This window comes from Allorhizobium ampelinum S4 (assembly GCF_000016285.1).
In the GTDB taxonomy this organism is placed as follows: Bacteria; Pseudomonadota; Alphaproteobacteria; order Rhizobiales; family Rhizobiaceae; genus Allorhizobium; species Allorhizobium ampelinum.
Genome location: NC_011988.1, coordinates 660298 through 679216, shown reverse-complemented (window position 1 = coordinate 679216; position 18919 = coordinate 660298). Strand labels below are relative to the sequence as shown.

Below are 18919 nucleotides of genomic sequence, written 5' to 3'. Positions count from 1 at the left end.
CCATCATGGATATGTCCACAGAGACAAAATTTCACACGCTTGCCGCCGATCCCTATCCCTGGCCCTATAATGGCGATTGGCGGCCGGATAATACCGCGCTCATCATCATCGACATGCAGACCGATTTCTGCGGCCCCGGCGGCTATGTCGATCACATGGGTTATGACCTGTCGCTGGTGCGCGCACCGATCGAGCCGATCAAGGCAGTGCTGGCAGCGATGCGGGCCAAGGGCTACCACATCATCCACACCCGCGAAGGCCATCGCCCTGACCTCGCCGACCTGCCCGCCAACAAGCGCTGGCGCTCGCAACGCATCAAGTCCGGCATCGGCGATCCCGGCCCCTGCGGCCGTATTCTGGTGCGTGGCGAGCCGGGCTGGAACATTATCGAGGAACTGGCTCCGCTGGACGGTGAAACCATTATCGACAAGCCCGGCAAGGGCTCTTTCTGCGCCACCGATCTCGAACTGATCCTCAATCAGAAGCACATCCAGAATATCATCCTCACCGGCATCACCACCGATGTCTGTGTGCACACCACGATGCGCGAGGCCAATGACCGGGGCTTTGAATGCCTGCTGCTGGAAGATTGCTGCGGCGCAACTGATTACGGCAATCACCTCGCCGCCATCAAGATGGTGAAAATGCAGGGCGGCGTGTTCGGCGCGGTCTCCAATTCGAAAGACCTGATTGAGGCCCTACCGTGACCACATGTTTCCGCGCCTCGGTTTACCGCGTTGCCGCCTCTGCCCCGGATGACATATCCGGCGTTGAAGCGCTGATTGGCAGCGGCCTCAATCCGCACAGCATCGTCGCGGTGCTGGGCAAGACCGAAGGCAATGGCTGCGTCAATGATTTCACCCGTGGTTTTGCCACAGCCACATTCGAGCAGCTGTTTGCCCGCCTCTGTGTAACAGGCGTTTCCATCGTCATGTCCGGCGGCACGGAAGGGGCGCTGTCGCCCCATTGGACGATTTTTGCCCGTGAACGGGTGGAGGCAGCGCCCAACCGCTCGCTCGCCATCGGCGTTGCCCGCACCGCCTCGCTTCTGCCAGAACATCTGGGCCGCAAGGAACAGGTGGATCTGGTCGCCCAGGGCGTACGTGCCGCCATGGCTGATGCCGGGATCGACGATCCGGCGGACGTGCATTTCGTTCAGATCAAATGCCCGCTGCTAACCTCGGCGCGCGTAGCGGAAGCCCAGGCGCGTGGCAAACGCACGGTTATTGCCGAGACGCTGAAATCCATGGGTTATTCACGTGGTGCCTCGGCGCTTGGCGTCGCCGTGGCGTTGGGCGAACTTGACATGGACGACATCAAGGACACCGACATCTGCCGCACGCTGGACCTCTATTCCGCCCGCGCCTCCACCTCGGCTGGTGTTGAACTGACCGATCACGAAATCATCGTTCTCGGCATGAGCGATCATTGGAGCGGGCCATTTGCCATGACGCATACGGTGATGTTCGACGCCATGGATGCGCCGAGCGTGCGGGCCGCCTGGTCCGACATGCCGCTTGGAAAACTGAGCGCCGTGCTGGCCAAGGCCGAACCCGATCCGCGCGGCACCGTGCGGGGCAAGCGCCACACCATGCTTGAGGATAGCGACATTTCCGGCACCCGCCATGCCCGCGCCTTTGTCGGCGGCGTGCTGGCTGGCGTGTTCGGCGAAACGGACCTGTATGTGTCTGGTGGAGCCGAACATCAGGGACCGCCCGGCGGCGGGCCGGTGGCAATTATTGTCGAGCGGGAGGATGTGATATGAAGCCCAGCGGAAGTGCCATCTGCATCGAGACCGCCGCCATGACCATGCGGTTCGGCAGCTTCACCGCCCTCGATGCCGTCTCCATCAAGGTGCAGGCCGGTTCGTTTCACGCCCTGCTGGGAGAAAACGGCGCGGGCAAATCGACGCTGGTCAAGTGCATCATGGGCTTTTACCGCCAGACCTCAGGCCAATTGCTGGTCGAGGACCGGGAAGTGGAGATCGCCTCGCCCCGCGATGCGGCAGCGCTAGGGCTTGGCATGGTCTACCAGCATTTCACGCTCGTGCCGTCACTGACCGGCGCGGAAAATCTGGTCATCAGCCGCAATGCCGTGCCTGCGATGATCAACTGGCGGCGAGAGCGCCAAGCGCTCAACGATTTCATGGCGACCATGCCCTTCCAGATCCCGCTGGAGCGCCCGGTGCGGGAACTGTCGGCGGGCGAAAAGCAGAAGCTGGAAATCATCAAACAGCTCTATCTCGGACGCCGGTTCCTGATCCTCGACGAGCCGACATCGGTGCTGACCCCCGCCGAGGCGGATGACATGCTGGGCCTGGTGCGGAGCATGACCGAGCGCGGCGCGCTGACCGTGCTGATGATTTCCCACAAATTCCACGAGGTGCGCAAATTCGCCGATGCCGTGTCGGTGCTGCGGCGTGGCAAGCTGGTCGGCTCAGGCCGCACAGCAGACCTGACGACGCAGGAGATGGCGGCGATGATGATCGGCGATGTCAAACTGGCCGAGCTGGACAGCCGCTTGCCGGTCGTGGAAGCAAGCCCTTCCATCCTGTCGATCCGGGGTATGAAAACCCGTGATCGCAGTGGTTTGAAGAGCATCGAGGTCGATGATCTCAAGGTCAGAGCTGGCGAAATCGTCGGGATTGCCGGCATTTCCGGCAATGGCCAGAAGGAATTGGCCGAAGTGCTGGCCGGGCAACGGCCTGCCGAGGCGGGCGACATCACCGTCAAGGACCGGCCCTATACGGCTACCCGTCAGGAAACGCGGGCCGCCAATGTTCGCTTCATCCCCGAAGAACCGCTGCTGAATGCCTGTGCGCCGAGAATGTCGGTGGCTGAGAACTTGAGTTTTCGGGATTTCGATGTGGATGCCAAGGGAAAAACCCGGTTCTGGTTGAATGCCAAGGCGATGCGCGAGACAGCCGGGCGGCTGATTGCCGATTTCAAGGTCAAGACAGCCTCTCCCGCCTCGCCGATTGCCTCACTGTCGGGCGGCAATGTGCAGCGCGCCGTGCTGGCGCGGGAGCTAACCGGCGATGTCGATCTACTGGTTGTCTCCAATCCATGCTTTGGTCTGGATTTTTCCGCCGTCGCCGAAATCCGCGCCCGGATAATGAAGGCGCGCAACAATGGCAGCGCCGTGCTGCTGTTCTCCGAGGATCTGGACGAGTTGATGGAGATGTCCGACCGCATTGTCGTGATGTCGGATGGCAGGCTGGTTTACGAGACCCCGGCGCGCGGCGCCGACATTGCCGTGATCGGCGCCCATATGGCAGGACATGCATGATGGTGGATATCAAGGCCCAACCCTTCGCCTTCCCTTTGAAGCTGGACCAGGCGGCGCTTATTGTTATCGACATGCAGCGCGATTTCACCGAGCCGGGCGGCTTTGGCGAAACACTTGGCAATGATGTCAGCCTCGTCAGCGCCATCGTGCCGGATGTGAAACGCTTGCTGGAGGCGGCCCGCGCCCACGGTCTTACCGTGATCCACACGATGGAATGCCACAGGCCCGATCTCTCCGACCTGCCGGATGCCAAGCGCAATCGCGGCAATCCTACCCTGCGGATCGGTGATCCCGGACCGATGGGCCGCATCCTGATTTCAGGGGAATACGGCACCGGCATTCTGCCGGAGCTAGCGCCTGTTGACGGCGAGTTGGTGATCGAAAAGCCCGGCAAGGGTGCGTTCTATGCTACCACTCTCGGTGAAGAGCTTACAGCGCGCGGCATTACCCAGTTGATCTTTGCCGGTGTCACCACCGAGGTCTGCGTGCAGACCACGATGCGCGAAGCCAATGACCGGGGCTATGACTGCCTGCTGATTGAAGAAGCCACCGCCAGCTATTTTCCGGCCTTCAAGCAATCAACCCTGGAGATGATCCGCGCCCAGGGCGGCATTGTCGGCTGGACCGCCCATCTCGACCCCTTTCTGGAGGCGCTTGCCCATGGCTGAAACGACCCGTGACAACATGCTTTCAGGTGGCTGGAAAAGCCTGCCCTATGAGGCGTTCCGCGACGGTGTGACCATTCACTGGATCCGCCGTTTTGAGGGCGACCAGCCCGGCGTCGCCCTTCTCGCCTATCAGGCCGGAGCCTCGGTTCCCCGCCACCGCCACGAAGGGCTGGAAACCATTCTGGTGCTGGAAGGCAGCCAGTCCGACGAGACCGGCACCTATGGCACCGGCTCCTATATCGTCAATGCGGCAGGCACCGAACATTCCGTGTGGAGCATTGATGGCTGCACCGTCCTGATCCAATGGGATCGCCCCGTAACACTATTGGAAAATTGATCCATGGCATTTTCTCAAGCTTTTGATATTGCATCGCTTCACGCCGCCTATGCCTCTGGCTGGACACCACAGGAGATGATCGAAGAGGTATTTTCCCGCATCGCCGCCATCAACGATCCCGGCATCTTCCTTGAGCTTGCCGACAAAGCGAGCCTGCTGGATCAGGCCCAGGCGCTCGGCGCTTTTTCGCCGGAGACAAAGCCGCTCTGGGGCATTCCTTTTGCCGTCAAGGACAATATCGATGTCGCGGGCCTGCCAACCACCGCTGCCTGCCCGGATTATGCCTATACGCCCGAAATCGATGCGACTGTAGTGCGGCTGTTGAAAGACGCGGGTGCCTTGGTGATCGGCAAGACCAATCTCGACCAGTTCGCCACTGGCCTGGTCGGCGTGCGCACGCCCCATGCCATTCCCCGCAACGCAATTGACCCCAAACTGGTCCCCGGCGGCTCCAGTTCAGGTTCGGCGGTGGCAACGGCGCAGGGCATTGTCAGCTTCGCGCTCGGCACCGATACGGCAGGCTCTGGCCGCATTCCAGCCGGGCTGAACAATATTGTCGGGTTGAAGCCCTCGGTCGGGGCGCTGTCGGCCACCGGCGTCATCCCCGCCTGCCGCACCCTCGATTGCGTGTCGATCTTCGCGCTGACGGTGGAAGATGCCCATAAGGTCTTCACCGTCGCCGCAAAGCATGATGCCGCGGACGCATATTCCCGCACCATGCCCACCGGCCATGCGTTGGCGTCCGCGCCAGTCCTGCGTATTGGCGTTCCCGCCAAGTCCGACCGCGAATTCTTCGGCGACAGCCTTATGGAAGCAAGTTTCGAAAAAGCGCTGGCGGAGCTTTCGGCCATGGGCCACACGCTCGTGGACCTGCCGTTTTCCGGCTTTTACGAGGTCGCAAACCTGCTCTATGAAGGCGCCTGGGTGGCCGAGCGCTATGCGGCGGTCAAGGAATTTTTCGATGCGAAGCCCGAAAGCTTCCATCCGGTGACGCACAAGATCTACAGCGCGGCGAAAACCCTGACTGCCGCCGATGCCTTTTCCGGCATGTACCGCCTGCAAGCATTGAAGCAGCAGTTGGCGCCGGTGATCGCCTCGGTCGATGTGATCTGCGTGCCGACAGCACCCACCCATTACACGTTGGCCGATCTGGAAGCCGAACCGATCAAGGCCAATTCACGCCTCGGCACCTATACCAATTTCGTCAATCTTCTGGACATGTGCGGCATTGCCGTGCCGACCGGAACGCGCAACGATGGCCTGCCCTCCAGCGTCACACTCCTGGCACCCTTCGGTGCCGACGGCCTGACCGCAGCACTCGGTTCAGCCTTGCACAACCGACTTGGAACCACCATTGGTGCCACCGGCTGGCCGCTGCCGCCGTCACCAGAAAAGCCAGTGGAAAAGGCGGAGGGTCTGATCCCTGTCATCGTTGTCGGCGCGCATCTGTCCGGCATGCCGCTCAATCACCAACTGACCAGCCTCAACGCCAGGTTCCTGCGGGCTGGGACGACATCGGCCAGCTACAAGCTGTTTGCCCTGCCCAACCAGACACCGCCCAAGCCTGGCCTGGTCCGGGTCGAGCAAGGTGCCGCCATTGCGGTGGAAATCTGGCAGTTGACGCCCGCTGGCTTCGGCCAGTTCGTCAACATGATCCCCTCGCCGATGTGTATCGGCACGGTTTTCCTGGATGACGGATCAAGCGCCAAGGGTTTTCTCGTCGAGCCTTCGGCGGTCGAAGGCGCTGAGGACATTACGCATTTGGGTGGCTGGCGGGCCTATATTGCCAGCCTTTGAGCCTCAATAAGCCCCCTCAAGACCGTGGCGGCTGCGGCCAAGTGTTGATCCGCCCGGTCCAGCTTTCAAACAGTTTCGACAGTTTCAGCACGGTCAGATCACCAAACCGTGGGCCGACGATCTGCAAGCCAATCGGCATGCCGCTGTTTGAAAAGCCGCAATTGATCGATGCTGCTGGCTGTTCCGACATGTTCCACGGCACCGTGAAGGCAATATGCTCGAAAGGCTTCTGCGGATCATTGGTTGGCGAGGCCCATTCCGCCGGATAGGAAACGACAGGATTGACCGGCGATAGAACCGCATCAACGCGGGTAAACAACGCGCCGCAGGTCTTGCGCATCTCGATGGTCTGGCCAAAGCCCTTGACCGCATCGACGCCACTGACATTGGCACCGCCCTCGGCCCATTCATAGATATAGGGCAGGATCATCTGGCGCTTTTCCGTGCTGAGGGCGGCAATATCACCCCAGAATTTTGCTCGCCAGAACACGTCCAGCCCATCCAGCATGGCGCGGTTCATCACCGGGCCAACCTCGAAAACCTCGGCCCCTGCCGCCTCAAAGCGCTTAGCGGCAGCAATAATTGCCTCGCGCACCTCTGGTTCAGCTGCAAGACCGCAGCCAGCGTCCAACATGACACCGATTTTCATGCCGCTGATATCGATATCCTCATCCAGCCAGTTGATCGTCTCTGGGGGAAGACTGGTCCCGTCACGCCAGTCCGGGCGGGCCAAGGTTATCATCGAGTAGGCGGCATCATCGACGCAGCGGGTCATTGGCCCGGCGCAACGCCCGACATAATAGGGATCAACAGGGATGCGGCCATGGCTGGGCTTGAAGCCGAACAGCCCGGTCCACCCGGCGGGCAGGCGCACAGAGCCGCCAATATCCGTGCCGATATGCAGCGGTCCGAACCCGGCAGCCCCTGCCGCTGCCGCACCGGCACTGGAGCCGCCGGGGTTTTGGCTGAGATCCCAGGGATTGCGGCTGAGCGGATGAAAGCTCGACAGGCCCGAAGACAACATTCCATAATCCGGGCAGGTGGTCTTGGCGAAAATCACCGCGCCGTCTTCGCGCATCCGTGCCGCAATCGGCGCGTCCGCCGCAGCAGGCACGAGATCAACGGCGGCAGTGCCGAGCGGCACCGGCTGGCCTCTGGTAGCGATCAGCTCCTTCAGCGAGACAGGAATGCCATCGAGCGGGCCGAGGGCCGCGCCGCGCTGCCAGCGATCCGTCGAGGCGCGGGCCTGGGCACGGGCGCTTTCGGAATCGTAGAGGTAAAGCGCCTGAACCGAGGGCTCGAAAGCATCGATCCGGGCCTCAACCGCGTTCCAATAGTCTTCCGGCGACAGGGTCTTGGCGCTGAAAGCGGCAATAAGCTCCCGGATGGTCAAATCAACAAGATCGGTCATTCCTGGCTTTCTCTATCTTTGGTCTTTTATCGGATGAAGGTATCGGTCCCGGCCATCACCTCGGCACGGTGGCAAGCCGCCTCGCGTCCGGGCATGATCTCGCGCAGCGCTGGCTGTTCCATGGTGCAGCGTGTCTGCGCCAGTGGACAGCGGCCACGGAACGCGCAGCCAATATCGGGATCGCCGCTGATATCAGGCAGAGGGTAAGGCTTTTGCGGCCTGCCGAAACGGTGAACGCTTGGCTCGGCATCGGCCAGAATTTTCGTATAGGGATGCAGGGGCTGCTCGAAGACCGCATGGGCCGGTCCCTGCTCCACCAGCCTGCCGCGATACATCACCCCGACCCGATCAGCGATACAATCCACCACCGCCAGATTATGGGTGATGAACAGAAAGCTGACCCCGCGTATGCGGCGCAGATCCATCAACAGGTTGAGGACCTGCCCTTGCACCGAGAGATCGAGCGCCGAGACCGCCTCATCGGCCACGACAAGTTTCGGTTCGGTGATCAGGGCGCGGGCAATGGCGATCCGCTGGCGCTGGCCGCCGGAAAACTCATGCGGATAACGCTGCGCATGCCCCGCCTGCAAACCGACGCTTTCCAGCATCGCGGCAACTTTCTCGCCGATTGCGGCCTTACCCGGCCTGGGCGTCAGCACATGCAACGGTTCAGCGATAATCCGCCCGATGGTCTGGCGCGGATCAAGCGAGCCGAAAGGGTCCTGAAACACCATCTGGAAAGCCTGCCGCTTGCGCTTCAGTGCTTCCGGCGACAGTGAAAACAGATCGTCGCCGTCAAACAGGACATGGCCCGACGTTGGACGGTCGAGCGCCATCACCAGCCGGGCAAGGGTGGATTTTCCGCAGCCGCTTTCGCCGACAATGCCATAGATTTCGCCGCGCCCAACCGTCAGCGACACCTCGTCCAGCGCCCGGCTGGTATGCGGCTTTCCGAACAGCGGACGGCTGGTATAGTCGCGGGCAAGCATGCGGATATCGAGAAGACTGGTGTCGGTCATCAGCGGATCTCCCCTTGCTCAGCGCGCAGACAGCGCACACCGCGATCCTCGCCCTGCCTCGACCAGCCCGGCGCGGTGCGACGGCACTCCGTCACCACATCAGGACAACGGTCGGAAAAACAGCAACCTTCCGGCAGCTGCGCAAACCCGGGAACCGTGCCGGGAATGGTGGCAAGCCTGCCTTCCTCGCCATCCTTTCCAGGCACCCGCTTCGGCACGGCAGACAGCAGGCCGCGCGTATAGGGATTGAGCGGAGAGGTCAGAACATCGCGGGTTGGACCTTCCTCCATCCGCCTACCGGCATAGAGAACCAGGGTTCGGTCGCACATGCGGGCAATGACGCCGAGATCATGGCTGACGAGGATCAGCGCCATCCGGTATTCGCGCACCAGATCATCGAGAATATCCAGCACTTCGGCCTGGACCGTCACATCAAGCGCCGTGGTCGGCTCGTCGGCAATCATCAGCGCCGGTTTCAATGCCAGTGCAATGGCGATGCCGACACGCTGGCGCTGGCCGCCCGACATTTCATGCGGATAGGTCCCGGCCCGGCGTTTTGCGTCGGGAATGCGGACCTGATCGAGCAGCGCCACCGCCTCACGACGCGCCTGCCGCCAGCTGAGACCGCGATGCCAGACCACGCCTTCGGCAATCTGGTCGCCGATGGTCATCGCCGGATTGAGTGCCGTCAGCGGCTCCTGGAAGATCATGCCGATCCGGTTGCCACGGATCTTGCACAGCCGGTCTTCGCTGGCGCTCAACAGGTCCTCTCCGTCCAGCAGGATCTGGCCAGTCGGGCGCGCAACGCGGGGCAGAAGGCCGATGACTGCGAGCGATGCCAGTGATTTTCCCGAGCCGCTTTCGCCGACAATGCCAAGCGTTTCGCCAGCCCGCAGATCGAAACTCAAGTCATCGATAATGGGCATGGACCGGCCATCGGGGAGATCAACCGCAATGGACAGGTCGCGAATGGAGAGCAACGGTTTCTCGCTCATGAACGCCCCTTTTCACGCGGGTCGAGAAGATCGCGCAGCCCATCGCCCAGCATGTTGAAGCCGAGCACGGTGAGCGCAATGGCCAGGCCCGGCAGGATGGCAAGCCAGGGCGCGGCAGCCAGATAGGTCTGGGAATCGGCCAGCATCCGCCCCCAGGTCGGCGCCGGTGGCGGCATGCCGAGACCAAGAAAGCTCAAGCCCGCCTCGGTCAGAATGGCAAGACCAAGCTGGATGGCGACCTGTACGATGATCTGGCTGGCAATATTGGGCAGGACATGTTCGATGGTAATGAGAACCTGCCCCTTGCCTGCGGCACGCGCCGCCAGCACATAATCCCGCGACCAGACCTGGAGGGCCGCACTGGCGGTAACGCGGGCAAAAACCGGCACCATGAATACGGCGATGGCGATAATGGCGGTAAACCGCCCTGTGCCGAGCAGCGCGCCGAGCATCATGGCCGACAGGATCGGCGGAATGGCGAAGATCACATCATTGATCCGCATGGTCAGCGCCTCGACCATGCCGCGCCGCGCTGCAACCGTAACGCCGAACAGCGTGCCGACGCCTGCGCCAAGCACCACAGCCGCCATGGCTGTCGACAGGGAATTCCAGGCCCCGACCATCAGCATGGAGGTCAGGTCGCGGCCCAGCTGGTCGGTTCCCAGCAGGCCATGCACCAGCGGCGGCTTCAGCTTATAGACGATCTGCATCCGGGTCGGCGGCAGCGGTGTCCAGACCAGCGACAGAAGGGCAATCGCCACCAGCAGGATTATAATCAGCCCGCCGATCAGCAAAGTCGGGCGAAGAAAAAGACGGGTGAGCCGCCTGGTAGACGGCTTTGAGATTGTCACGGTCGTGGTCATTTGCCCCTGCCCCGCAATCTTGGGTCCAGTACGAGATAAGAGAGATCGACAAGGAAATTCATGATGATCACCAGGCCCGCGAAGAACAGGACAACATCCTGCATTACGATGATGTCGCGCTGGTTCAGCGCCTGATAGGCAAGCCGCCCCAGACCCGGCAGGTTGAAGACATTTTCGATCAGGATAGCCCCGGCGATCAGGAAGGTGAATTGCAGGCCAAGAATGGTCATGACAGGCACCAGCGCATTCGGCACCGCATGACGCCACAAAGCTGCGCGCCGGGTCAGGCCCTTGGCGCGGGCGGTGCGGACGAAATCCTCGTTCATCACCTCAAGCACCGCCGAGCGGGTAACGCGGGTCAATACGCCTGCCTGCGGCAACGCCAGCGCGACGGCGGGTAGGGTCAGCGACAGCAGTGCCGGGCCAAACCCTGCCTGCCACCCGGCAAAGCCGCCAGCCGGCATCCAGCCGAGCCCTATGGAAAAGCCGAGCACCAGCAGCAGACCAACCCAGAAACCCGGAACAGCGATGAACAGTTGCGACAGAAAGCCAGCCGCATAATCAAAGCCGCTATTGCGCCTGGAGGCCGAGGCCACACCCATTGGGATGGCGATTGCCATGGACAAAAGGATCGCCATCACCGCCAAAGGCAGCGTTACGGTCAGGCGCTCGCCGATCAGGCCAGCCACCGGCACGCCATAGGTATAGGACTGGCCCAGATCCCCCGTCACGGCACCTGCCAACCAGTGCAGATAGCGGATCGCCAGCGGTTGATCGAGGCCAAGTTCATGGCGCAGCGCCGCCAGCGTATCGGGGCTTGCCGAGGTGCCTAACATGACGGCGGCGGGGTCGCCAGGTAACACATCCATCAGGATAAAGATCAGGATGGACACGGCAGCCAGTGTCAGGACAAGGCCGCCCAGCCGCCTGAGAATAAGGGCAAGCATCTCTGGTTTTCCTTCCGCACGGATTTTTCGGGCCCGCTCCGTGCTAGGACGAAACAGTCAATCTCACGTGCTCTTGCATCGGGAGGCGATGGCCGTTTCAGGTCATCGCCGATCAGGATCAATCCTCCCAATACACCTGTGACAAAACATTGGCTGGGATCGGTTCGTTTTCCCACAAGCCCTTGATTTTCTTGTTCCACACGCCAAGCTTCGGCATGACGAACAGATAGAGGGCGGGTACGTCCTCCGCCAGGATCTGTTGCGCCTGACCGTAGAGCGTGGCCTGGGCCGCCGGATCGGATGTGGCCTGGATCTTCTTGATCGTCTCGTTGAAGACCGGGTTCTTATAGTTGAAATAATAGGGGTCGCGGGCATAGATATCGATATCCATTGGCTCGGCGTGAGCAACGATGGTCATGTCATAATCCGTACCCTTGAACACGTCCGACACCCATTTTCCCGGAAACTCGGTGGGCTCTATCGTCATCGTCACGCCAATTTCAGCCAGCATGGCCTGCATGATTTCGGCGCTGCGCGGCGCATAGGTCATTTGCGGGGTCTTGATGGTGAAGCTGAACCCGTTTGGATAGCCAGCCTCCTCCAGAAGCTCCTTGGCCTTTTCCGGGTTATAGGGCAGGACCTTGGTGGTATCGATATAGCCCGGATCGTTCGGCGTATAATGGCTGCCGATCACAGTGCCATAGCCGGACCAGGCGCCTTCCACCAGCGTCGAGCGATCAATCGCCATCATCAGCGCCTGGCGCACACGCTTGTCGTTGAACGGCTTGCGGGTGTTGTTCATGCCCGCCACGACCTTCAACTCGGTATTGCCGACCACAGTCGCAAGCTTGGCGTCGTCCTTGAAACTGTCCATCAGTTCCGGCGCGCTGAACTCTGGAAAGGCATCGACGCCGCCGGATTTCAGCGCCGCCGCCTGGGCCTGAGCATCGGGAATGAAGCGGAACACCACCTTGTCGAGGCCAAGCTTCACCTGCTTGTTCCAGTAATCAGGGTTGGCGGCAAGCTCCACCCGGTCGCCCTTGGTCCAGCTGACGAATTTGAACGGGCCTGTGCCGATGGGATTGGTCTTGTCATCAGCAGCAGTTTTCGGCGCCACCATCACCGAGGCGGGCCAGCCCAGCCAGTAGAGCAGCGAGCCCGCTGGTTCCTTCAGTTTCAAGACTAGCGTTGCCTTGTCCGGTGTCTCGATGCTGTCGATGGCACTAAAAAACCGTTTCTGGCCATTGGTCGAGTCTGGGCCTCGCGCCCGGTCGAGCGTGAATTTCGCCACGGAGGAATCAAACGCCTCACCATCGTGGAAGGTCACACCCTCCTGGAGCTTGAATGTATAGGTGAGGCCGTCGGGGGAGATCTCCCAGCTTTTCGCCAGCTGCGGCACGATCTTGCCGTCACGGTCGATGGCAACCAGCCCTTCGAAAATATTCTGCCAGGTCACCTGGCCGATGGCCACAGGGGCTGCCACCGTCGGATCAAGCCCAGTCGGCTCGATATTCATGCCGAGTGTCAACGTCCTTTGGGCCGCCGTCGCCAGGCCGGGACCGACAAGCGACACCGTCGTCGCCGCCAGCGTCATCAACGCGATGCGACGCAAAGTGCCCGGCTTGAAAAAGCGTGCATGAACCATCGTCAAATTCCCCTTCGTGAACGCTCGTTTTTCCGTGTTTACCACGGGTGGCGTCATTGCCGAAAATACTGTCATTTCGCAAGCAACCACACAATGCGGTTTTTTGTGTTCTGCGTGGAGCGCAAAACGCTACACGCACATCTTCATTTCCCCATCTGCTCGCGCATGAACCGCTCAACTGCATCCACCAGCTTTGAAGCGGCAAACGACAATTGCCGGTCACCGGCGACGCAAAGATCGATGGGTGTGCGGATGCCCGCCCCACCGGCAACCGGAATAACCACCAGTTCGCCGGACCGGCGCTCACGCGCCACCGTCTGGGCTGGCAGCAACGTCAGGGCCGCGCCGCGCAGCACGAGTTCGCGCTGCATTTCCAGCGACCCCGTCACAAAAACCGGATCAAGCTCCAGACCGGCCTTGGAAAACCAGGCATCGAAGGCCCGGCGCGCACCAAAGGACCCATCCGGCACCGCCAGCGGAAAGCGGGCAAGCTCGGTGACGGTCATTTCCGCCAAGTGCGCTGCCGGATGATGGCTGGCGGCGATGACATCATAGACGATCTGCGCCCGTGCCCGCACCCGTATGCCCGGATCAGGCTCGGAAAACAGGGTAACAGCCATGTCCGCCTTGGCACTCGATAAGGCCTCCATCGCCTGACCAGCGCTGGAAATGGTCACCGAAAACCGGATATTGGGATAGACCAGGCTGAAATCGGCCAGAGCCGGTGCCAGCAAATTGGCAACCGTCGCACCGTTTGCGTGGATAGTGACATGGCCGCGCTTCAAGCCCTGGAGATCGTCGATCAACTGGTGAACATGGTTCAGCTCCCGCAATGTCTTGCCCGCTCTTGCCGCCAGCAGCTCGCCCGCCGCCGTCAACTGGATGCCCCGGCTCGACCGTTCGATCAGCACCGTGCCGAAATAATGCTCCAATTGATCGATCTGTCGGGCAAAGGCGGTCGGCTGCACATTCAGACGCTCGGCAGCGGCCCGCATCGAGCGGGTTCGCACCAGTTCATCGAAATAGATCAGTGCTTTTATCTGCATGCCCGTTCATCCCCGCCGCAGCAGAATTGCCAGATTTCTCCATGCCTTCCAAGTCCCGTCTGGGGTGATGTTTTTCCCATATTGGCCCTGTCGCTCCGTTAAGCGCGTTCGTTGCAGAAGACACAAGCGCGCAACCATTAAAGCCTATTAAATGGGCGAAAATTCCTGTTGACTATATTTTAACCTGGGCATAGCGTGCAAGTGAGCTTCCGATAATCCACACGGATTTAGGGGCAAACTGGCGACTGGACACCGTTTATTGTCCTTGTCGCCGAGCACATGGCTTTGATGCCGCAGGCAAACACGCCCCGCCACTCGTCTTCCCGGACGAGCCGGGGCTTTTTTTATGCGCGATTTTGACTGTCAGAGAAAATCGCATGACCAGAGAGACTGCATGACAAGGATGACCGTTCCGATTTCGATCCTGTTCTCGACCACCGGGCCTTATGCGGCACTTGGCCGGGAAGCCGTCGACGGGGCGATGGCGGCCATTGCGCAGATCAATACGGATGCGGCATTTGCTGTTCAAATCGAGGCGAAACTGGCTGATCCCGGTGGTAATGCCGAGCGCTATGGACTGATGGCGGAAGCGGCTACCCGCGACGATGGCTGTAAACATATCATCGGCGCCATCACCTCCTGGAGCAGAAAAGAAATCCTGCCGGTGGTCGAACGGTCAGGCGCGCTGCTCTGGTATGCCTTTCCGTATGAAGGCTACGAGGCCAGCGACAGCGCGCTTTATCTCGGTGCCTGTCCCAACCAGCACCTTCTGCCGCTGTTTGCACATGTGTTGCCACGGTTCGGACGGCGGCCTTTCATTGTCGGGTCCAATTATATCTGGGGCTGGGAAGTCAGCCGGATCGCCCGGGAACTTACCGAGGCCAGCGGTGGCCAGGTGGTCGCCGACCGGTATATGCCGCTCGGCTCCACCCAGGTCGATCACCTGATTGCCGAGATCCGTCAAAAGCGGCCCGATTTCATCCTGAGCAATCTCGTCGGCCAATCGGCAGCCGCCTTTCTGGCCGCCTATGACGCCCTGCGGCGCGAAGATCCTGATTTTGGCCCGGAGAACTGTCCCGTCACAGCCTGCAATCTCTGCGAAACAGATCTCGCCGTTCTGGAGCCATCCGCCCGGATCGGCCATATCACCACCTCTGTCTACTTTCAGGGATTGGAAACCGAGGAAAACCAGGCGTTCAAGGCAGGAATCGCACGGCGTCACGGTCAGGACCGCCGCCTGACCACGCCTTTCGTTTCTGCCTATACCGCTGTCATGGTTCTGGCGCAGGCGATGGCCGATGTGGGCAGCGACATGCCGGAGGCCGTGCGCCATGCCGCCACGAACCGGCTGTTTCGCACCCCGCTTGGGCCATTGAAAATCGACCCCCGCACCCAGCACGCCGCGCTTCGTCCGCATATCGCGCTTTCGGACCACGATGGTTCCTTCACGCTGTTTCAAAGTGCGGCGGTGCCCATTGAGGCTGATCCCTATCTGGTGCGCAGCCAGCCAAAGCGAATGGAAGACACTCCACCCGCGCCTAAACCCCAGACGTCACCATCCCTGAAGGTGATCAAATGAAGCGGCCCGAACGTCCTCTGCTTGCCAATTGGCATGCAATCATCCTGCATCGCCCGCATCCTTCCGTCGATGCGCTGCAACGCCAGCTCGAACTCCTGCATATTCGGGTGACGGTCGCCTGGCCGCAACTGGACGAAAGCCATGCCGGGGCCGATATCGTGTTTTTCGATGCCGATATGGGTCATGACGGTCAATTTCCCTGGCCAGCCGGCTTTGCGCCGATGCCGATGATCGCACTGATCGGCTCGGAAACCCCGGGGCGGATCGAATGGGCGCTGTCGCAAGGCTCCAATGCCCATCTCCTAAAACCGGTCGGCTCTACCGGTGCCTATAGCGCCCTGTTGATCGCCGCCCATGCCTATCAGGCAGCCCGCAGCCAGGCCGATGACATCCGCAATCTTGAAAACCGGGTCCGCCAAAGGCCGGTCGTGGTGCATGCCGTGCTGGAATTGCTGCGGCAGGGCGCCTGCACCGAGGCCGAGGCCTGGCGCAGATTGCGCATGGTGGCGATGGACTGGGGCATGACCATCGAGGATGCCGCCGAGGCCATCTGCCGCAATGACCGGCATATCGGCGAGTTTCCGATCCCGAAATCCAACTGAAACAGTATTGCAGTCCATAAGGAGTTTTTGCGTGTCAAGTATTGAAGGTTTCGCCCCTTACGGCGAGTATCAGACCTGGTATCGGATCACCGGCGACCTCACCTCCGGCAAGCCGCCGTTGATCGTGGCGCATGGCGGTCCCGGCTGCACCCATGACTATGTCGATAGTTTCAGGGACATCGCCGCAACGGGCCGCGCCGTCATTCATTACGATCAGGTCGGCAATGGCAAATCCACCCATCTGCCCGACAAGGGCGGCGACTTCTGGACGGTGGCGTTTTTCAAGGCCGAACTGCACAATCTGATCGACCATCTGGGCATTCGGGGGGCCTATTGCCTGCTCGGCCAATCCTGGGGCGGCATGCTCGGCGCTGAATTTGCCGTGGATCAGCCCGAAGGACTGAAAGCCCTGGTGATCGCCAATTCGCCCGCCTCGCTGCGCACCTGGGTTTCGGAAGCAAACCGGCTGCGTGAAGCGTTGCCTGCTGACGTGCAGGCGACATTGCTGGCCCACGAACAGGCGGAAACCACCGACAGCGAAGAGTATATGAAGGCAACCGATGTCTTCAACCAGCGCCATGTCTGCCGTGTCGTGCCGATGCCAGCAGAAGTACAGCGCACCTTCGATGCGATTGCCGCCGATCCGACCGTTTATCACACGATGAACGGCCCCAATGAATTCCATGTCATCGGCACCATGAAGGACTGGACAATTGAGGGTCGGCTCTCGACCATCAATGTCCCGACCCTGCTGATTTCCGGCCGGTTCGATGAGGCGACCGAAGCCTGCGTGCAGCCCTTTGCCGATGAGATCCCAGATGTGCGTTGGCGGATTTTCGAACAGTCCAGCCACATGCCGCATGTGGAAGAGCGCGATGCCTGCATGGCGGAAGTCAGCGCCTTCCTCGACCAGAAAGCGCCCTGATAACGGCCCCGACAAGAGCCGCCACAATCAACCGACCCAATAAGAACCAGAGGGAATGAACTCCATGACCAGATCGACCAAAGCCTTGTCCTGCAAGACAGGCACATTTCTCGCAACCTGCCTTCTCGCCCAGACAGCGCTTTCCGGTATCTCCTATGCAGAGGATCGGGCCGCGCTGATGGCCCAGCATCGCGGTGGCACGATGACGTTGGCCGCCGTTTCCGCAGCCGGTACCATTGACCCCGCCATCAACTATACCGGTCAATATTGGCAGGTCTTGCAGATGACCAATGACGGCTTGGTCAAGTTCAAGCAGGCCGCCGGCACCGAGGGCTTCAAGATCGTGCCTGATGTGGCCGAAGCCATTCCCGAGCCGCAGGACGATGGCAAGACCTATGTGTTCAAGATCCGCAAGGGCATCATGTTCTCGACCGGGCAGGAGTTGAAGCCATCGGATGTGGCCGCCTCCTTCCAGCGCATCTTCAAGGTCAATGGTCCGACCACCGGCAGCTTTTACAATGGCATTGTTGGGGCCGACAAATGCATTGCCGATGCGGCAAACTGCACGCTTGAAGGTGGCGTGATTGCCGATGACGCGGCTGGTACCGTGACCATACACCTGACCCAGGCGGATTCGGAATTCTTCGACAAGATGGCCGTGCCGCATGCCAGCATCCTGCCCGCGGATACGCCCGCCAAGGACGCTGGCACGACGGCCCTGCCTGCCACCGGCCCCTATATGATTGCCAGCTACAACCCGAATGAAAAAATGGTGCTGAAGCGCAATCCGCATTTCAAGGAATGGAGCGTCGATGCCCAGCCGGATGGCTATGCCGACGAGATCGTCTACCAGTTCGGCATGACCGAGGAAGCCACGATCAACGCCATCCAGAACGGTCAGGTCGACTGGATGTTCGACACGCCACCCGCCGACCGCCTGCCGGAACTGGGCTCGAAATATGCCAAGCAGATGCATATCGATCCGCTGGCCGCCTTCTGGTATCTGCCGATGAACACCAATCTGGCACCATTCAACAATATCAAGGTGCGCCAGGCGGTAAACTATGCGCTCGACCGCGACGCGCTGGTTGGCCTGTTCGGCGGCGATGCGCTGGCCTCCCCGACCTGCCAGATCCTGCCACCTGACTTCCCCGGCTATGCTCCCAATTGCCTTTACACCAAGAACCCCGGCGAAAGCTGGAGCGAGCCGGATATGGACAAGGCCAAGGCACTGATCAAGGAAAGCGGCACGGCTGGCCAGAAAGTAACGATCATTGCCGAGGATAATGCCGTTGGTCGCGGCATCGGCACCTATGTGCAGAGCCTGTTGAACGAGCTTGGCTATGACGCTTCGCTGAAGGCAATCTCGCCGAATATCGAGTTCACCTATATTCAGAACACCAACAACAACGTCCAGATCAGCGTCACGCAGTGGTACATGGATTATCCGGCAGCCTCGGACTTCATCAACGTGCTGCTGTCCTGCGACAGCATCCATCCGGGCAGCGATTCCTCCATCAATATTGCCGGTTACTGCAACAAGGAGCTGGACAAGCAGATGCAGGACACGATGTCACTGTCCATCAAGAACCCCAAAGCCGCTGACGCCAATTGGGCCAAGATCGACAAAGCCTTCATGGAACAGGCACCGCTTGCACCACTGTTCACGCCAAAGAGCGTCAACTTCACCTCGGCGCGGCTCGGCAATTACCTGTTCAACAAGCAGAACCGCTGGGTGATCTCGCAATCCTGGGTGAAATAAGCCGGTACATCAGGGGCGAGGCGTAAAAAGCCTTT

At 60.7% G+C, this 18919-nt stretch carries 17 protein-coding genes; 10 read left to right on the top strand and 7 right to left on the bottom strand.

The features are described 5' to 3' along the window. Positions 1-5: 5 nt before the first annotated feature. The 6 genes from biuH to atzF are packed head-to-tail and all read left to right on the top strand — an operon-like array spanning position 6 to position 6090. Entirely contained in the window at positions 6-707 is a 702-nt protein-coding gene (gene biuH / locus AVI_RS20150; RefSeq protein ID WP_012653983.1) for a biuret amidohydrolase, read from the top strand. Then, positions 704-1765: a cyanuric acid amidohydrolase gene (gene atzD / locus AVI_RS20145; protein ID WP_012653982.1), complete on the top strand. Its 1062-nt coding sequence runs from the start codon at positions 704-706 to the stop codon at positions 1763-1765. The genes biuH and atzD overlap by 4 nt, the downstream gene beginning before the upstream one ends. Beyond that, entirely contained in the window at positions 1762-3288 is a 1527-nt protein-coding gene (locus AVI_RS20140; protein WP_012653981.1) for an ABC transporter ATP-binding protein, read from the top strand. Before atzD ends, AVI_RS20140 begins: the two co-directional genes overlap by 4 nt. Further along, positions 3288-3956, top strand: coding sequence for a cysteine hydrolase family protein (locus tag AVI_RS20135; RefSeq protein WP_041698925.1), 669 nt, complete (start codon positions 3288-3290; stop codon positions 3954-3956). Before AVI_RS20140 ends, AVI_RS20135 begins: the two co-directional genes overlap by 1 nt. After that, complete coding sequence (locus AVI_RS20130; RefSeq protein ID WP_012653979.1) at positions 3949-4293, top strand: cupin domain-containing protein; 345 nt, start codon at positions 3949-3951, stop codon at positions 4291-4293. The genes AVI_RS20135 and AVI_RS20130 overlap by 8 nt, the downstream gene beginning before the upstream one ends. 3 nt (positions 4294-4296) lie before the next feature. Then, complete coding sequence (gene atzF / locus AVI_RS20125; RefSeq protein ID WP_012653978.1) at positions 4297-6090, top strand: allophanate hydrolase; 1794 nt, start codon at positions 4297-4299, stop codon at positions 6088-6090. A 16-nt stretch (positions 6091-6106) separates the two neighbouring features. On the opposite strand, the gene AVI_RS20120 is transcribed toward atzF, so the two are convergent. The 7 genes from AVI_RS20120 to AVI_RS20090 all read right to left on the bottom strand — a co-directional run bounded on the left by AVI_RS20120 (position 6107) and on the right by AVI_RS20090 (position 14016). Beyond that, complete coding sequence (locus tag AVI_RS20120) at positions 6107-7501, bottom strand: amidase (RefSeq protein WP_012653977.1); 1395 nt, start codon at positions 7499-7501, stop codon at positions 6107-6109. Between the two features lie 26 nt (positions 7502-7527). Beyond that, positions 7528-8520, bottom strand: a complete 993-nt coding sequence (locus tag AVI_RS20115; RefSeq protein ID WP_012653976.1) for an ABC transporter ATP-binding protein — start codon at positions 8518-8520, stop codon at positions 7528-7530. Then, a complete protein-coding gene (locus AVI_RS20110) occupies positions 8520-9515 on the bottom strand; it encodes an ABC transporter ATP-binding protein (RefSeq protein WP_012653975.1) in 996 nt (331 codons plus the stop codon). The genes AVI_RS20115 and AVI_RS20110 overlap by 1 nt, the downstream gene beginning before the upstream one ends. Further along, positions 9512-10378: an ABC transporter permease gene (locus AVI_RS20105; RefSeq protein WP_012653974.1), complete on the bottom strand. Its 867-nt coding sequence runs from the start codon at positions 10376-10378 to the stop codon at positions 9512-9514. Before AVI_RS20105 ends, AVI_RS20110 begins: the two co-directional genes overlap by 4 nt. After that, positions 10375-11325 carry an ABC transporter permease gene (locus AVI_RS20100; RefSeq protein ID WP_012653973.1) on the bottom strand — a complete coding sequence of 317 codons (951 nt, stop codon included), beginning with the start codon at positions 11323-11325 and terminating at the stop codon, positions 10375-10377. Before AVI_RS20100 ends, AVI_RS20105 begins: the two co-directional genes overlap by 4 nt. Before the next feature lie 118 nt (positions 11326-11443). Beyond that, positions 11444-12919 carry an ABC transporter substrate-binding protein gene (locus AVI_RS20095; RefSeq protein WP_234617670.1) on the bottom strand — a complete coding sequence of 492 codons (1476 nt, stop codon included), beginning with the start codon at positions 12917-12919 and terminating at the stop codon, positions 11444-11446. Between the two features lie 194 nt (positions 12920-13113). Beyond that, positions 13114-14016 carry a LysR family transcriptional regulator gene (locus AVI_RS20090; RefSeq protein WP_012653971.1) on the bottom strand — a complete coding sequence of 301 codons (903 nt, stop codon included), beginning with the start codon at positions 14014-14016 and terminating at the stop codon, positions 13114-13116. Positions 14017-14410: 394 nt separating this feature from the next. Here AVI_RS20090 and AVI_RS20085 point away from each other — a divergent pair, with 394 nt between their 5' ends. From AVI_RS20085 to AVI_RS20070, 4 genes are all read left to right on the top strand, one after another. Then, positions 14411-15595 carry a transporter substrate-binding protein gene (locus AVI_RS20085; RefSeq protein ID WP_041698541.1) on the top strand — a complete coding sequence of 395 codons (1185 nt, stop codon included), beginning with the start codon at positions 14411-14413 and terminating at the stop codon, positions 15593-15595. Continuing rightward, positions 15592-16197 carry an ANTAR domain-containing response regulator gene (locus tag AVI_RS20080; RefSeq protein ID WP_012653969.1) on the top strand — a complete coding sequence of 202 codons (606 nt, stop codon included), beginning with the start codon at positions 15592-15594 and terminating at the stop codon, positions 16195-16197. The genes AVI_RS20085 and AVI_RS20080 overlap by 4 nt, the downstream gene beginning before the upstream one ends. A gap of 31 nt (positions 16198-16228) precedes the next feature. Continuing rightward, positions 16229-17122 (top strand): proline iminopeptidase-family hydrolase, encoded by an 894-nt coding sequence (locus tag AVI_RS20075; RefSeq protein ID WP_012653968.1) that lies wholly within the window; start codon positions 16229-16231, stop codon positions 17120-17122. 64 nt (positions 17123-17186) lie between these two features. Beyond that, complete coding sequence (locus AVI_RS20070; RefSeq protein WP_049777405.1) at positions 17187-18884, top strand: ABC transporter substrate-binding protein; 1698 nt, start codon at positions 17187-17189, stop codon at positions 18882-18884. The last annotated feature ends 35 nt before the right edge of the window (positions 18885-18919 follow it).

Bases quoted from the DNA above. Each gene is read 5' to 3' on its own strand.
- AVI_RS20130 (WP_012653979.1), top strand. From the start codon at position 3,949: ATGGCTGAAACGACCCGTGACAACATGCTTTCAGGTGGCTGGAAAAGC.
- AVI_RS20140 (WP_012653981.1), top strand. From the start codon at position 1,762: ATGAAGCCCAGCGGAAGTGCCATCTGCATCGAGACCGCCGCCATGACC.
- AVI_RS20085 (WP_041698541.1), top strand. From the start codon at position 14,411: ATGACAAGGATGACCGTTCCGATTTCGATCCTGTTCTCGACCACCGGG.
- AVI_RS20110 (WP_012653975.1), bottom strand. From the start codon at position 9,515: ATGAGCGAGAAACCGTTGCTCTCCATTCGCGACCTGTCCATTGCGGTT.
- AVI_RS20070 (WP_049777405.1), top strand. From the start codon at position 17,187: ATGACCAGATCGACCAAAGCCTTGTCCTGCAAGACAGGCACATTTCTC.
- AVI_RS20120 (WP_012653977.1), bottom strand. From the start codon at position 7,501: ATGACCGATCTTGTTGATTTGACCATCCGGGAGCTTATTGCCGCTTTC.
- atzF (WP_012653978.1), top strand. From the start codon at position 4,297: ATGGCATTTTCTCAAGCTTTTGATATTGCATCGCTTCACGCCGCCTAT.
- AVI_RS20095 (WP_234617670.1), bottom strand. From the start codon at position 12,919: ATGACGCTGGCGGCGACGACGGTGTCGCTTGTCGGTCCCGGCCTGGCG.
- AVI_RS20115 (WP_012653976.1), bottom strand. From the start codon at position 8,520: ATGACCGACACCAGTCTTCTCGATATCCGCATGCTTGCCCGCGACTAT.
- AVI_RS20090 (WP_012653971.1), bottom strand. From the start codon at position 14,016: ATGCAGATAAAAGCACTGATCTATTTCGATGAACTGGTGCGAACCCGC.
- AVI_RS20135 (WP_041698925.1), top strand. From the start codon at position 3,288: ATGGTGGATATCAAGGCCCAACCCTTCGCCTTCCCTTTGAAGCTGGAC.
- AVI_RS20080 (WP_012653969.1), top strand. From the start codon at position 15,592: ATGAAGCGGCCCGAACGTCCTCTGCTTGCCAATTGGCATGCAATCATC.
- biuH (WP_012653983.1), top strand. From the start codon at position 6: ATGGATATGTCCACAGAGACAAAATTTCACACGCTTGCCGCCGATCCC.
- AVI_RS20105 (WP_012653974.1), bottom strand. From the start codon at position 10,378: ATGACCACGACCGTGACAATCTCAAAGCCGTCTACCAGGCGGCTCACC.
- AVI_RS20100 (WP_012653973.1), bottom strand. From the start codon at position 11,325: ATGCTTGCCCTTATTCTCAGGCGGCTGGGCGGCCTTGTCCTGACACTG.